Source organism: Methylorubrum salsuginis (assembly GCF_900114375.1).
GTDB lineage: Bacteria > Pseudomonadota > Alphaproteobacteria > Rhizobiales > Beijerinckiaceae > Methylobacterium > Methylobacterium salsuginis.
Genome location: NZ_FOSV01000022.1, coordinates 57,729 through 71,126, shown reverse-complemented (window position 1 = coordinate 71,126; position 13,398 = coordinate 57,729). Strand labels below are relative to the sequence as shown.

Annotated in this window: 18 protein-coding genes; 8 read left to right on the top strand and 10 right to left on the bottom strand. The window is 69.0% G+C overall.

The window, feature by feature from the left end:
• A partial coding sequence (locus BM140_RS20490; RefSeq protein ID WP_131803901.1) for an integrase core domain-containing protein occupies positions 1 to 264 on the top strand: 264 nt, incomplete at its 5' end.
• 271 nt (positions 265 to 535) lie between these two features.
• On the opposite strand, the gene cynS is transcribed toward BM140_RS20490, so the two are convergent.
• The 4 genes from cynS to BM140_RS20470 form a co-directional block, all read right to left on the bottom strand.
• Positions 536 to 1,024, bottom strand: coding sequence for a cyanase (gene cynS, locus BM140_RS20485; RefSeq protein ID WP_091950559.1), 489 nt, complete (start codon positions 1,022 to 1,024; stop codon positions 536 to 538).
• A gap of 87 nt (positions 1,025 to 1,111) precedes the next feature.
• Entirely contained in the window at positions 1,112 to 2,086 is a 975-nt protein-coding gene (locus BM140_RS20480; RefSeq protein ID WP_091950557.1) for an ABC transporter ATP-binding protein, read from the bottom strand.
• An 8-nt stretch (positions 2,087 to 2,094) separates the two neighbouring features.
• Positions 2,095 to 2,934, bottom strand: coding sequence for a nitrate ABC transporter permease (gene ntrB / locus BM140_RS20475; protein WP_091950554.1), 840 nt, complete (start codon positions 2,932 to 2,934; stop codon positions 2,095 to 2,097).
• 3 nt (positions 2,935 to 2,937) lie between these two features.
• Positions 2,938 to 4,296, bottom strand: coding sequence for a CmpA/NrtA family ABC transporter substrate-binding protein (locus BM140_RS20470; protein WP_091950552.1), 1,359 nt, complete (start codon positions 4,294 to 4,296; stop codon positions 2,938 to 2,940).
• Positions 4,297 to 4,456: 160 nt separating this feature from the next.
• Here BM140_RS20470 and BM140_RS20465 point away from each other — a divergent pair, with 160 nt between their 5' ends.
• Entirely contained in the window at positions 4,457 to 6,376 is a 1,920-nt protein-coding gene (locus BM140_RS20465) for a sigma 54-interacting transcriptional regulator (RefSeq protein WP_091950550.1), read from the top strand.
• A 105-nt stretch (positions 6,377 to 6,481) separates the two neighbouring features.
• Positions 6,482 to 6,889, top strand: a complete 408-nt coding sequence (locus BM140_RS20460; RefSeq protein WP_280142617.1) for an alpha/beta hydrolase domain-containing protein — start codon at positions 6,482 to 6,484, stop codon at positions 6,887 to 6,889.
• A gap of 17 nt (positions 6,890 to 6,906) precedes the next feature.
• Here the strand turns inward: BM140_RS20460 and BM140_RS20455 are convergent, their stop codons facing one another.
• Positions 6,907 to 8,808 (bottom strand): ABC transporter ATP-binding protein, encoded by a 1,902-nt coding sequence (locus BM140_RS20455; RefSeq protein WP_244535533.1) that lies wholly within the window; start codon positions 8,806 to 8,808, stop codon positions 6,907 to 6,909.
• Between the two features lie 21 nt (positions 8,809 to 8,829).
• Here BM140_RS20455 and BM140_RS26115 point away from each other — a divergent pair, with 21 nt between their 5' ends.
• Complete coding sequence (locus tag BM140_RS26115) at positions 8,830 to 9,246, top strand: DMT family transporter (protein ID WP_280142618.1); 417 nt, start codon at positions 8,830 to 8,832, stop codon at positions 9,244 to 9,246.
• Between the two features lie 199 nt (positions 9,247 to 9,445).
• On the opposite strand, the gene BM140_RS20450 is transcribed toward BM140_RS26115, so the two are convergent.
• The 4 genes from BM140_RS20450 to BM140_RS20435 are packed head-to-tail and all read right to left on the bottom strand — an operon-like array spanning position 9,446 to position 11,909.
• Entirely contained in the window at positions 9,446 to 9,814 is a 369-nt protein-coding gene (locus tag BM140_RS20450; protein WP_091950546.1) for a response regulator, read from the bottom strand.
• A gap of 57 nt (positions 9,815 to 9,871) precedes the next feature.
• Positions 9,872 to 11,203 (bottom strand): Y-family DNA polymerase, encoded by a 1,332-nt coding sequence (locus BM140_RS20445; RefSeq protein WP_091950543.1) that lies wholly within the window; start codon positions 11,201 to 11,203, stop codon positions 9,872 to 9,874.
• A complete protein-coding gene (locus BM140_RS20440) occupies positions 11,200 to 11,664 on the bottom strand; it encodes a LexA family protein (protein ID WP_091950541.1) in 465 nt (154 codons plus the stop codon). The genes BM140_RS20445 and BM140_RS20440 overlap by 4 nt, the downstream gene beginning before the upstream one ends.
• Complete coding sequence (locus BM140_RS20435) at positions 11,661 to 11,909, bottom strand: hypothetical protein (RefSeq protein ID WP_244535532.1); 249 nt, start codon at positions 11,907 to 11,909, stop codon at positions 11,661 to 11,663. Before BM140_RS20435 ends, BM140_RS20440 begins: the two co-directional genes overlap by 4 nt.
• Before the next feature lie 122 nt (positions 11,910 to 12,031).
• Here BM140_RS20435 and BM140_RS20430 point away from each other — a divergent pair, with 122 nt between their 5' ends.
• From BM140_RS20430 to BM140_RS20415, 4 genes are read left to right on the top strand one after another with little or no spacing between them, the layout of a single operon-like run.
• Complete coding sequence (locus tag BM140_RS20430; RefSeq protein WP_091950537.1) at positions 12,032 to 12,277, top strand: DUF6894 family protein; 246 nt, start codon at positions 12,032 to 12,034, stop codon at positions 12,275 to 12,277.
• A 4-nt stretch (positions 12,278 to 12,281) separates the two neighbouring features.
• The gene (locus tag BM140_RS20425) at positions 12,282 to 12,536 is read left to right on the top strand and encodes a hypothetical protein (RefSeq protein WP_091950535.1); all 255 of its coding nucleotides are present in this window, start codon (positions 12,282 to 12,284) and stop codon (positions 12,534 to 12,536) included.
• 26 nt (positions 12,537 to 12,562) lie between these two features.
• Entirely contained in the window at positions 12,563 to 12,841 is a 279-nt protein-coding gene (locus BM140_RS20420) for an adenylosuccinate synthase (protein ID WP_091950533.1), read from the top strand.
• 12 nt (positions 12,842 to 12,853) lie between these two features.
• Positions 12,854 to 13,096 carry a hypothetical protein gene (locus BM140_RS20415; protein ID WP_091950531.1) on the top strand — a complete coding sequence of 81 codons (243 nt, stop codon included), beginning with the start codon at positions 12,854 to 12,856 and terminating at the stop codon, positions 13,094 to 13,096.
• A 19-nt stretch (positions 13,097 to 13,115) separates the two neighbouring features.
• Here BM140_RS20415 and BM140_RS20410 read toward each other — a convergent pair whose 3' ends face one another.
• Entirely contained in the window at positions 13,116 to 13,370 is a 255-nt protein-coding gene (locus BM140_RS20410; protein WP_244535527.1) for a hypothetical protein, read from the bottom strand.
• Between the last annotated feature and the right edge of the window lie 28 nt (positions 13,371 to 13,398).

The following is a 13,398-nucleotide window of genomic DNA, read 5'->3' as shown; positions in this document are numbered from 1 at the left end:
AAGGTCGGACCGCAGATCCAGTACATCGCACCCGGCTCGCCGTGGGAGAACGGGTACTGCGAAAGCTTCAACGGCAAGCTTCGTGATGAGTGCCTACGTCAAGAAATCTTCTACTCGTTGAGGGAGGCGCAGACTGTGATCGCCCTCTGGCAGAACACCTATAACCGCGTCCGGCCGCACTCGTCGCTGGGCTACCGGCCACCTGCGCCCGTCACCGTCCCGGATCGAGCCTTCCGGCTACCCATGGCCGCCACCATGCAGTAGCCTCTCAATCGGCTCGGTCCAAAATGCCGGTCAGGTCACCGTCGCCCCGGCGTTTCCAGGCAGGAGCAGGGCCAATGCGAGCAGCCCTGCCGTCCCGTACGCACCAACCCGCATCGCACGCCCCCGACTGATCGGATACCTCGCGAGCCGCTCACGACACCCTGATGATTGTCGAAGATAGGGTCGCCGCGAGTTCTCCGCGCGGGACGGGCGAACATGCGGTGTCGCATGGACTCCGGCCGGCGGCGATCCGCCGGCCGGAGCGATGGGCTCAGCCTTCCTTGAAGCCGTATTCCGGCACGCCCTCGTCGTTGCCGTAATACTTGTACGGCAGGAATTTGCCCGAAAGATTCATCTTCACCCGGTCGCCCTTGTTGTTGGGCTCGCGCTCCATGGTCATGTTGAAGTCGATCGCCGACATGATGCCGTCGCCGAACTCCTCTTGGATGAGCTCCTTCCACGTCGTGCCGTAGACCATCACCAGCTCGTAGAAGCGGTAGATCAGCGGGTCGGTCGGGGGCATTGCTGGGATCGAGCCGCGATAGGGGGCCTCGTTGAGCATCCGCTCCTCGGCCTTCGACAGGCCGAATAGCTCCGCGGCCTTGGCGGCCTGGGCCTTTGGCAGCTTCATCTGGCCCATGCAGGCGGCGGTGATGAGGATCGGGGAGATGCCGCCGATCTCGTCCTGGATGTGTTTCCAAGTCCAGCCCTTCTCGCGCTTGATGTCGAGCAGCTTCTCGGTGAGGTCTTCGCGCTTCATCGAATGATCTCCTTGGATTTGGGCATGGGGGACCTCGCCCACTCCCGAGGGGAAGCGGGTCGAGGCGGTGACCTCGGAGCGGCGGGCTCAGGCCCGGCGGGCCAGGGAATCGGTGGTGATCGCGGCGGCGTCCGCCTCGCTGAGGGAGGGACGGACCACCGGCGGATGGCGCGGGTCGTAGCCCTCCGGCATCGCGTCTCGCAGGGTGCGGGAGCGCGAGACGAGGAAGTCGATCAGGTGGTTTCGCAAGGCGTAGTAGCCCGGCGCGTGGTGGAGCTGCGTGCGGTCGCGATCCTTGGGCAGCGGGTTCTCGACGATCTCGGCGACCTTGGCCTCCGGCCCGTTGGTCATCAGCACGATCCGGTCGGCGAGGTAGATCGCCTCGTCCACGTCGTGGGTGATCATGAACACGGTCTGCCCGGTCTCGACGCAGATCCGGCGCACCTCGTCCTGCAGCGTGCCGCGGGTGAGCGCGTCGAGGGCCGAGAACGGCTCGTCCATCAGCAGGATCTTGGGCTCGATCGACAGCGCGCGGGCGATGCCGACGCGTTGCTTCATGCCGCCCGACAATTCGGAGGGCCGCTTGTGCTCGGAGCCAGCGAGGCCAACCGTGGCGATGGCCTTCTTCGCCCGCGCCTCGATCTCGGCCTTCGGCGCCTTGCGCCAGCGCGACGAGACCGCGTAGGCGACGTTGCCGAGCACGGTGCGCCAGGGGAGCAGGGCATGGCCCTGGAAGATCACCGCGCGGTCGAGGCTAGTGCCGGCGATGGCCTGCCCGTCGACGATCACCGCGCCCTCGGAGGGGGCCTCCAGCCCGGCCAGGATGTTCAAGACCGTGGTCTTGCCGCAGCCCGAATGGCCGATCATGCAGACAAACTCGCCGCGCCGCATCGGCAGCCACAGGTTCTCGAAGATCGTGGTGGTCTTAGCCCCGGGCGCCGGATAGCGCCGGGCGATGCCCTCGATCGAGATGAATTTTTCCGAATTGGACATGCGGTGGGTCCCGGCGGCTGGGTCGGGGGCGGCCTGGGCGCGCCGCACGAAGGGGAGGAGCGTGCTCATCCGATGCCTCACTCGGGGAAGGTGACGAGGCGCTGAGCGCGGGCGAGCAACTGGTCGAGGACCATGCCGACGAGGCCGATCACGAGGATCGAGGTGATCACATTGGTGATCGAGAGGTTGTTCCACTCGTTCCAGACGAAGTAGCCGATGCCGGTGCCGCCCACGAGCATCTCGGCCGCCACGATGACGAGCCACGCGATGCCGATGGAGATGCGCATACCGGTGAGGATGGTCGGCGCGGCGGCCGGCAGGATCACCGTGAAGGCGCGGCGGATCGGCCCGACCTCCAGGGTACGGGCGACGTTGAGCCATTCCTTGCGGGTCGAGGCGACGCCGAACACGGTGTTGATCAGCATCGGCCAGACCGAGCAGATGAAGATCACGAAGATCGCCGACAGGCTCGAATCCTTGATCGTGTAGAGGGCGAGCGGCATCCAGGCGAGCGGCGAGACCGGCTTCAAAATCTGGATGTACGGATCGAGCGCCCGGCTCATGAGCGGCGACATGCCGATGAGGAAGCCGACCGGGATCGCCACGATCACCGCGAGCCCGTAGCCCAGCGCGACGCGCCCGACCGAGTAGGCGAGCTGGATGCCGATGCCCTTGTCGTTGGGGCCCCGGTCGTAGAACGGGTCCTTCAGGTGCCGCCACATCGTCTCGGCGACATCGAGCGGGCCCGGCATCGCCGACTTGCCGGTGGTGGCCGTCTGCCCCATCAGGGCGGCGTATTCCGGGTCCATCGCCTCGGTCTTGGCGGTGCCGCTCACCGCGACCTGCCAGATCAGCAGGATTGCGGCGAGCAGCGCCAGCGACAGCACGCCGGCGCGGAGGTTGATCGAGCGGGTCATGGCTCAGCCCGCCCGCTTGATCTTGAAGGACTCGAGGTATTCCTTGGGCTTCTCCGGATCGAAGGTCTTGCCCATCACCGAGAAGCTCTTGGTGGTGGCCTCCGGCGGGGTGAAGCCGTCCTGCTTCATCAGCTTGGCGGCATCCGTCGCGAGATAGACCTGACGGGCGACCGCGGCGTAGTCGACCTCGCCCTTGAGCTGGCCCCAGCGCTTCATCTGGGTCAGAATCCAGACCGCGAAGGACTGCCAGGGGAAGGCGTCGAAATCGACGCGATCCGGCACCTTGCGCACCTGACCCAGACCGTCGGCGAAGGTGCCGGTGAGCACCTGCTCGACGACGGTGAGTGGCTGGTTGAGGTAGTTCGCCGGGGCGATGGCGGCGGCGATCTCCTTGCGGTTCTCCGCCTTCGAGGCGTAGGCCGTCGCCTGGATGATCGAGCGCAGCAGTGCCGCGTAGGTGTTCGGCGTCTCCTTGATGAAGGTCTCCGAGGCCGCGAAGGCGCAGCACGGGTGCCGGTCCCAGATCTCCTTCGACAGGATGTGGATGAAGCCGACGCCGTCGTAGACCGCGCGCTGGTTCACCGGATCGGGGGCGAGGAAGCCGTCGATGTTGTCGGCGCGCAGGTTCGCGACCATCTCGGGCGGCGGCACGGCGCGGATCTGCACGTCGGTGTCGGGATCGATGCCGGCTTCCGCGAGGTAGTAGCGCAGCAGGTAGTTGTGCATCGAGTAGTCGAACGGCACGGCGAGCTTGAAGCCCTTCCAGTCCTTCGGGTCGCGCCGGTCCTTGTGCTTCATCGCCAGGGTGATGGCCTGGCCGTTGACGTTCTCCACCGCCGGCATCGTGTAAGGCTGCGGGTTCGAGCCGAGGCCGAGCGAGATCGCGATCGGCATCGGCGCCAGCATGTGGGCCGCGTCGTATTCCTTGTTCAGGGTCTTGTCGCGGATCACCGCCCAGCCGGCGGTCTTCACCACCTCCACGTTCAGGCCCTGCTTCTCATAGAAGCCCATGGGCTTGGCCATGATGATCGGCGTGGCGCAGGTGATCGGGATGAAGCCGACCTTCAGGTCTGTCTTCTCCGGCTTGCCCGCCTGTGCGAACGCTTCGGCGGCGAACTTGGTGGGGAAGAACTGGCTCACCGCCGCGAGCGCGGTGGCGGCGCCGACACTGCGCAGGAAGGCACGGCGCTCGGCATCGTGCGGAAACAGTGCGCGCATCACCGCGCCCTCGACCGTCCGCTCCAGAGCGTTCTCGCCCGTCGGCGCGGCATCGTGCTCGGCTTGGCTCGCATGGGCGCCGCAGGTGCAGCCGCCGCGGGCGAGGCGGCGTTTGGCGTCGAAGGGGTTGTCGAACAGGGCCATGGGCGCCTCGGTCGGTGCGGGACGCCGGACAATTGGCAAGGGGTGTGCCAAGCGCAGAAATTTGCGGAAACCGTTTTGCATCAATGATTTGCCATGATCGTGCGGAACTACGAAATCTCGTGTAACATGAGATTTCGTAGTGCAACGACGAGATTTCGTAATGCCGGTGGCGGGGCGCGACACGGGAGCGGGGACCGGTTTCGGACCGGTCTTCGAGGCGGGCGCCGAGGCCATGCTGGTGCTCGATCCGGCCCGCGACCGGATCGTCGATGCCAACGAGGCCGCAGCCCACTTGCTCGGCCATCCGCGGGCCGCGCTGCGGGATATGACGGCGAGCGCCCTGCATCCGGGTCAGGTCCCGGCGCTGATCGTGTTCACGCAAGGTGTCCAGGCCAAGGGGCGCTGGTGGACCCACACGCTCACGCCTCGGCACGGGGCCGGCCGTGCGCTGAGCGTCGAGACGGTGGGCACGCTGCTGCCCGATGGGCTCGTCCTCCTCACCCTGTTCGATCTCGACGAGCGCCGCCAGCGCCAAGTGGATCGCGAGGCCGACCGCCACATGCGCGCCGGCCTCTCGGAATGGCAGCGCATGGAGCGGATCTTCCGCGACATCGAGCGGGAGAACCAGCTGATCCTGCGCGCGGCGGGCGAGGGTATCTACGGCGTCAACGCGGAAGGGGTGACGACCTTCGTCAACCCGGCCGCCGAGCGCATGCTCGGCTGGTCCGCCGCCGACCTCGTCGGCCGCGACATGCACGCCTCCGTGCACCACACCCACCCGGACGGCTGCCACTACCCGCACCGGGATTGCCCGATCTACGCGGCCTTCCGCGACGGTGCCGTGCATCAGGTCGACGACGAGGTGTTCTGGCGCCGCGACGGCACGTCGTTCCCGGTCGAGTACACCTCGACGCCGATCCGCGACCGCGGGGCGCTGGTCGGCGCCGTCATCGTGTTCCGCGACATCAGCCAACGCCGCGAGGCGGACGAGCGGCTGCGGCAGGCGCTGGCCGAGGTCGTCTCGCTGCGCGAACGCCTTGAGCTGGAGAACGCCTACCTGAAGGAGGAGATTCGCGCCGGCAGCCACCATCAGGGCATCATCGGCCGTAGCCCCGCCATCGAGGCGATCCGGCGCCAGATCGATCTCGTCGCCGGCACCGACGCGACCGTGCTGGTCACGGGCGAGTCCGGCACCGGCAAGGAGTTGATCGCCCGCGCGATCCACGAGGCGAGCCGCCGCCGCGACCGGCCGCTGATCCGGGTGAACTGCGCCGCCGTGCCCCGCGAATTGTTCGAGAGCGAGTTCTTCGGCCATGCCCGCGGCGCCTTCACCGGGGCGCTGCGCGACCGGGTCGGGCGCTTCGAACTGGCCGACGGCGGCACGCTGTTCCTCGACGAGGTCGGGGAGATCCCCCTCGACCTCCAGGGCAAGCTCCTGCGCGTGCTGCAGGAACGCTCGTTCGAGCGCGTCGGCGAGGAGCGCACCCGCGCGGTCGATGTCCGCCTCGTGGCGGCGACGAACCGCGACCTGAAGGAGGAGGTGCGCCGCGGCCGCTTCCGCGGCGACCTCTACTTCCGCCTCAACGTCTTCCCCATCGGCGCGACACCCTTGCGCGAGCGCCCGGAGGACATCCCCCTCATCGCCCAGCACATGCTGAGCGGCGCCGCCCACCGCCTCGGCGTGCCCGAGCCCCGCCTGACCGAGGGCGATGTCCGCCGCCTCCTGCGCTACGGCTGGCCGGGCAACGTGCGGGAGTTGGAGAACATGATCGAGCGCGGCGTCATCCTGGCCCAGCGCGGGCGCCTGCGCCTCGACCTGCCGGACCTCGACGAGACCGGTCCGAGCGAGGCCGCCGCCGACATCGCCGCGAGCGCCGCCCCCGGGCCCCGCCCGCGCAGCGAGGCCGAGCGCCGCGCCCGCGACCGGGCCGAGATCGTCGAGGCGCTGGCACTCTGCGGCGGCAAGGTGTTCGGGCCGGGCGGCGCCGCCGAACTCCTCGGCCTGCGCCCCACGACGCTCGCCTCCCGCATAAGAGCCCACGGGATCGGCCGTGTCGGACAGGCTCACGCCTCGCGCTGATCCGGGCCAGTAAGCCGGCGGATCGGGGTCAGTGAGAGGTTAAGGTGAGCCGCGAGATCATCGTGGGGCAACCGGCAAGGCGAGAGGATCGAGTGTGTTGCTGCGATGGATCGCTGCGATGACCGGCGGGCTCCTGGCCGGCCTGATCGGCGGCAAATTTTCAGCCGGACGGCGGGCGAGCCGAGGAAAGCTTACGGCAACGACGTGGCGGGCATCCGCCTGCCGGCCGTCGCCGCACCGCGCGCGACCTATACCGGCTGGAACCTCTACGCCGATCCGTTCCCGGCCGACGCCCTGTGCGACCGGGAGGGTAGCGAGATCCCGTTCTCGCCGACGCAAGCCGAACGGATCGCGAAGGGCGATCCGAGAGTCTCGATCGAGGAGCGCTACCCGGATGCGGAGGCCTACGTCACCGCCGTCACGAAATCGGTCGATGCGCTCGTCGCGGATCGCCTGCTCCTGCGCGAGGACGGCGACCGCATGATCGAGGCGGCCCGGCAGCCAACGCCGTAACCGTCCTCCGCGGTGGCCTACCGGTAGGCCGCTGCCTGAAGCTCGAACAGTTCGGCGTAGCGCCCGCCGCGCGCGACCAGCTCTTCGTGCGTGCCGGCCTCCTGCACCCGGCCGGCTCCGAGCACGACGATCCGGTCGGCCCGGCGCACGCTAGAGAAGCGGTGCGAGATGAGGAGCGCGGTGCGCCCGAGCGCCAGTGCGCGCAGACGGGCGAACACCTCGGCCTCGGCGCGGGCGTCGAGCGCCGCGGTCGGCTCGTCGAGGACCAGCACCTCGGATTCGCGCATGTAGGCGCGGGCGATGGCGAGCTTCTGCCACTCGCCCCCGGACAGATCGACCCCGTCCTCGAAGCGCCGCCCCAGCCGCTGGTCGTAGCCCGCGGGCAGGCGCGCCACCACGGTGTCGGCGAGCGCGGAGGCGGCTACGTCCTCGATGCGATCCGCCTCAGCCCGCGCCGCGATGCGCCCGACCGCGATGTTCTCGCCCGCCGTCAGGTCGAAGCGGACGAAGTCCTGGAAGATCACGCCGATGCGCGTGCGCAGGGTCTCGGGGTCGTAGTCGCGCAGATCGCGCCCATCGAGCAGGATACGTCCCTCGGTCGGGTCGTAGAGCCGGGCCAGGAGCTTGACGATCGTGGTCTTGCCGCTGCCGTTCTCGCCCACCAGCGCCAGCACCTCCCCGGCCCGGATGGTGAGCGAGAGGTCGCGCACCGCCCAGCGCTCGGCGCCGGGATAGCGGTAGCCCACCGCCTCGAATACGAAGCCCTCGCGGATCGGCGTCGGGAACGGAGCGGGGTGCTCCGGCACGGGCAGGCGGGGCGCGAGCGCGAGGAAGCCGAACAGGTCATCGAGATACTGCGCCTGCCCCGAGAGCTGGGACAGGCCGAGCAGCAGCCCTTCGACGAGGCCGCGCAGGCGCAGGAAGGCGCCGGTCAGGAAGGTGAGGTCGCCGAGCGTCAGCGTGCCGGTGGCGGTGCGCAGCGCGATCACGCCGTAGGCGAGGTAGTAGGCCAGCGTCCCGAGGCTGGCGAAGAACCCGCCCGCGACGGCGCGGCGCCGGGCGAGGCGGCTGTTCTCGCGCAAGGCCCGGTCGGCGAGCACACGGAAACGTTCGGCGAGGTAACCGCTGAGGCCGAACAGCTTGTTCTCCTTGGCGGTCTCGGCCCCGGCCCCGAGCTGGCGCATGTAGTCGCCCTCGCGCCGGTCCGGCGAGCGCTGGTAGGCGAGGCGGTAGCCCTGTCGGTTGAAGTGGAGTTCGTTGAGGAAGGCCGGGATCAGCGTCAGCACGAGCAGCAGGACCGCCCAGGGCAGGAACGCGACGACGGCGACCGCCAGCGAGAGCGCCGTGAGGCCGTCCTGAAGCTGGCCGAGCAACTGGCCCATCGGGTTGGCGCGCCACGCCACCTGGCGCCGGGCGCGCTCCAGCCCGTCCTGCACGGCGGGGTCCTCGAACTGGGCGAGATCGAGGGTGGCGGCATGCGCCATCAGCCGGAGGGTGGTGGCGTTGCCGGTTATCTCGGCCAGCACCCCATCGACCAGGGTCGTGGCCCGCCCGAGCAGATCGGAGGCAAGCGCCAGCGCAAGCTCGGTTCCGATCAGGAGGCCGACCTGCCGCAGATGCGGATGGGCGAGCCAGTCCGCGGCGCTCGCCAGCGCGACGGCATCCGCCCGGCCGGCCACGACGGTGTCGACGACGAGCTTGGCGACGTAGAGCATCAGCGCCGGGATCGCCGCGCGGGCGAGCCGCAGGCCGATGCTGGCGAGCGTCAGCGCGCGGCTCGTCGCCCAGGCGAGGCGGAACAGCGCCGGGAGGTGCCGGAACGGACCGATCCGGGCCGCGGTCGCGCTGCGAATCCGCTCGCTGGTCGTCAGCCGCTCGCTGGTCGGCAGCCGCTCGGTGGGGGATGGAGGCAAACGCACTTCGCGCCGCTCGGGCGCGCCCTGCTGGTTCGACGGACGAACCCTATCCAGCCCGGCATGAACGGCACCCTCGCCAAGGGGTTCGCCCAGCCGCTCACGGCCGGCATAGTGGTCAGCACCTGCACGGCGCTCACCATCCTCGTCGTCGGGCTGGTCATGGGACGCCTGCAATGGCCATCGATGGAAGAGGTCGCGCGCGTGCCGTGGTGGGCATGTCTCGGCGGCGTCATGGGCGGCGGGATCGTGGCGACGCAGCTGCTGATCGCGCGGCAGATCGGGGCGGCGCCGTTCCTCGGAATGCTGGTGACGGCCGGCGTCGTGACCTCGATCCTCCTCGATCACCTCAGCTGGGTCGGCTTCGACCAGCATACGGCGAGCTGGCCGAGGATCGTCGGTGGCCTCATGATCGCGGGCGTCCTGCTGGTAGCCTGCTTCTGAGGGTCTTCCCATCCCGTCGGTCGCGCGAACGGGTCTCACGGTTCGGCCGAGGTCGAGGTCGATGTCGGGCGGTGACCGCTTTCCGGTGTCCGCGCAGTCAGCCTGGTCTGACGCGATCGTCGTCCGATCCGCTGCCGGGGGAATCTGCTCCCCGTTCGCACCGCGTGGGGGCCGCGGTTCGAACGCCCGCCTCGTCGGGTCAGTGGATGTGAAGCGCCTTCAGCGCGGAGCGAACAAGCTTCTCCGCGCATGGCTTCGGAATGAAGTGGGCCGTTTGCGGCAGTTGCGCCGCTTCGCTCCGGTCGCAGCTCGAACAGACGATGATCCGGGTCTCCGGCCACCGCTCCGCGCAGACATGCGCAAGCTGGCGACCGCACATCGATCCCGGCATGCGGACATCCGTGTAGAGGAGCGCGACACCGTGCCGGTCCTCCAGATGCTGGATCGCCTCGCGCGCGTGACAGGCTTCGAGCACATCGAAACCGAGTGCGTCGAGCATGTCCGCCGCATCGAGGCGAAGCAGCGGATCGTCTTCAGCGATGACGGCAATGGGGCGAGGAGCGGACATCCTCGGAGAAGTGTCCCCGATGGTTTTGGTTGCAGAGAAAGCGGATCGTGAAACGCCTCACGCCCGCGCTGTCGGCAGCTCCTGCACCCGCGTCGTGTAGCGCGGTGTCCGCATCTCGAACTTCGTCGCCCAACCGCGCCGCTGCCGCTCCAGGCCAGCGCGTGCCGGCACTACGGCACCACGGCCCCAGCGCGCGTTGCAGGCGTCGAGCGCATCCATCAGCTTCGCGGAGCGCTCGCGGTCGAGCTGGCCGATCAATGCCCGCTGCGAGGCGGCCAAAGGCACGAGATCGGTCGTGACGATCCCGGCCTTTGAGTAGCGCCAGGGCGGGTCACCCTGCTCGCGCCACGTGCGAGCCACACCGTGCAGCGCGGCCGGGATCAGCGCCAGCGTGTCGTTGGTCGCCTCGGGCAGCGTCACCACCGTCGAGACCGAGCGCATCGGCTCGCCACGGTCGTGCTCGCTCGTGTGGTAGAAGACCGTGACGTGAGACGTCGCCAGCCCCTCCCGCCGCAGCTTCTCGCCGAGACGCGTCGCGTGCGCGGCCACCGCCTGCTCCAGCTCGGCCCGCTCCATCACCCGGCCGGAGAACGAGCGCGTCACCGCGCAGCCCTTGCGGCGCGCCGGCACGAGGTCGAGCCCGAGGCAGGACACGCCGCGCAGCTCGTGGATCATCCGCTCGCCCACGACCGTCATCGCCTTGCGCACCGGCCGCGGATCGATGTCGCGCAGATCCGCCACGGTGTCGATGCCGAGCGCTTCGAGCTTGGCGAGCGACGCCCGACCGACGCCCCACAGCTCGCCGACATGGATGCGGCAGAGCCAGTGTTCGTAGGTGGCCGGCTCGGTCAGGTCGCACACCCCGTCGAGTTCGGGCACGCTCTTGGCGATGTGGTTGGCGAGCTTGGCCAGCGTCTTGGTCGGCCCGAGACCGACACAGGTCGGGATGCCGGTCCAGGCGCGCACCGTCGCGCGGATGTCGCGAGCGAGTGCGACGCGGTCGCGGCGGGTGAAGGCGGTGAGGTCGAGGAAGCTTTCGTCGATCGAGTAGATCTCGACCTCGGGCGTGGCGTCGCGGTAGATCGCGTTGATGCGCGCCGACATGTCCCCGTAGAGGGTGTAGTTCGACGAGAACACGCGCACGCCTTGGCGCTGGCACATCTCGCGGATCAGGAAGTAGGGCGCGCCCATCTTGATCCCGAGCGCCTTGGCCTCGGCCGTGCGAGCGATGGCGCAGCCGTCGTTGTTCGACAACACGATCACCGGCACGCGGGCGAGCTTGGGATCGAACACGCGTTCGCACGAGCAGTAGAACGAGTTGCCGTCGATGAGGGCGATGGCGCGCCCGCCGCCGATCCGATCACGCAGCCGCGCTGCAGACCCGCTCATCGGGCGAGCCCGGCCCTGGCGAGGTGCCAGCGGATGGTGAAGCGGACCACGCCCCAGATCGCGGCCTCGGCGAGTTCCTGCAGAGCGTAGACGGGCAAGTCGGCGTTGTCGAAGGCGAGACGCGTGCGGTTGCCCTCCATCACCATCCGCTTGATCGACATCTCACCGTCGACGGCCGCCACGACGATGCTGCCATGGCCGGGCGTGAGGCTGCGGTCGACGCAGGCGAGGTCGCCGTCGTGGATGCCGGCATCGCGCATGCTGAAGCCGGCGATGCGCCACAGGAAAGTCGCGGGCGGGTTCGGCACGAGCCAGCGCGGCAGCTCAATCGCCTGCTCCTGGAAGTCGTCGGCCGGCGATGGGAAGCCGGCACACAGCGCGGGACCCATCATCGGCACGCGCACGGTCGCGGAGCCATCGCTGGGCAGTTCTTCGACGCGGAAGAGGCTCGCGGCGCTCATGGTGCGCCGATCCTGCCGCGGACGAAGCCGTGCGAGACGACGCGTCGGGCCACGGATGCCCGTTCTTCGGCCGCGTCGAGCTCGGTCAGGGCGTCGCCGATCGCCGCGACGAGTGCGGCTCGATCGTCACCGCAGTGTGCGGCGCGGTAGGCGAGGGCGAGAGCTTCGGCCTCGGCGCGCCGCGCATCCTGACCGGCCGGCAGATCGTCGCGCAGCATCGTCCTGCGCCCGCTGAACGCGTGCATCGAGCCTCCGAATTTGGTAGAACGTAACAGGAACAAGCCTGATGAACAGGCAGGGTTCAACAACGTTCGGAGCAGGATCGAAATGGCGTGGGGAGCGCTGTGAACCCGGAGCGAAAAGCGCAGTGACGGTCCAGCGTTACCACTTCCATTGTGTCGGCGGCGGGGGGGATGCCATCTTCGATCTGACCGGCCGGTGGGTCCCGCGGCTGCAGGCTTTGCGCCCTCAAGCCGACCGCGTCGCGCAGGCGCTCATGGACGGGGCACCGGGGACGGATTGGACGGGTTGGCTCGTCGATGTGCACGACGCCAAAGGCCGGCGCGTGTTGGTGCGCTCGTTCGAGGATGCGGGTTCGGGCCAGGGGGGATGAGGCGATGGGGATGAAGACGAGCTACGTCGTGCAGCCGTTCGAGTTGCACCGGAAGCGGCTGCGGCCGGCGCGCCAGGAGGCGGCGCAGACGGAAAGCGGCGCGCTCAAGAAGGCGGAGAACCTCGCCAAGCGTATGCCCGGCGCAGCCGCGCTTCGGATCGTCGCGGACGACGAGACCGGGGAGTTGGAGAGTGCAACGATCCTCGAAGCCTTCGGTGAGGTGCCGGACGACTTCGCGGAGAGCCTTCAGGGCGGTTAGGCCGACGGCAGAACAGGACAGCATTCATGGCACACAAGCCGAAATCCGCCGCCGAAACCAAGGCGCTCGACCTGGGGCTGGCGCTGGCTCGCATTGCCGAGAGCGAGAGCAGGCCGGCCAGCATCGGCGTGGACAGCCTGCGGCGGGCGAGCCCGCGCCTGACGTCGCTGGCGATCGGGCAGATGGTGCGCAAACAGCGCGACATGGTCAAAGCGACGCTGGCCGAGCGCGGATTGGTGCTCGTCGAGTATGCCGACCAGGGACCCGGCCGAGGCATGGAATTCACGATCGAGGACGCGGCGTAAAGGGGGCCGGTGGTGGAAGCGGTCCGGCGGATCGGCGCCTACCTACAGGTTCAGGACGGAGATGGCTGCCGTCATCTCCTGCGCGTGTCGAGCGTTCAGGCAGTCAGCGACACCGACCTCATGCGCAACGAGACCTTCATCACCGCGGCGGGTCGGACGATCCGTGTGCCGCAGCCGCTCGACGAGATCGTACCACTGATCTCACCGGGCGAGCGGCTACCGATCGAAGACGAGCCGGAGCGATGGCCGTTCTGAGTTCAAGCGCGCGGCTTGGCTACGCTTCGGCCCGCAAGCTCTTGATGAACCGCCGCGCGATGTCTCGCACGGCCTCGTCGTCGCGCGCCGTGCCCTCCGACTGGTCCCAGAGATGGGCGAGGCTGGCGTCGAGTTCGTCCAGCATCTCGGGATGGCGGCCGGCAAGGTGGCGCAAGGCACCAAACAGGATGTGCTCCACCGCCATCTCGCGGCGGCGGGCGGCGATTACCCCTATGGTGTCGGGCAGGGTTTCGGTTGGGTCTGATGCGCTCATGCGCGATCAACCGGCGGATCTCGCTTGG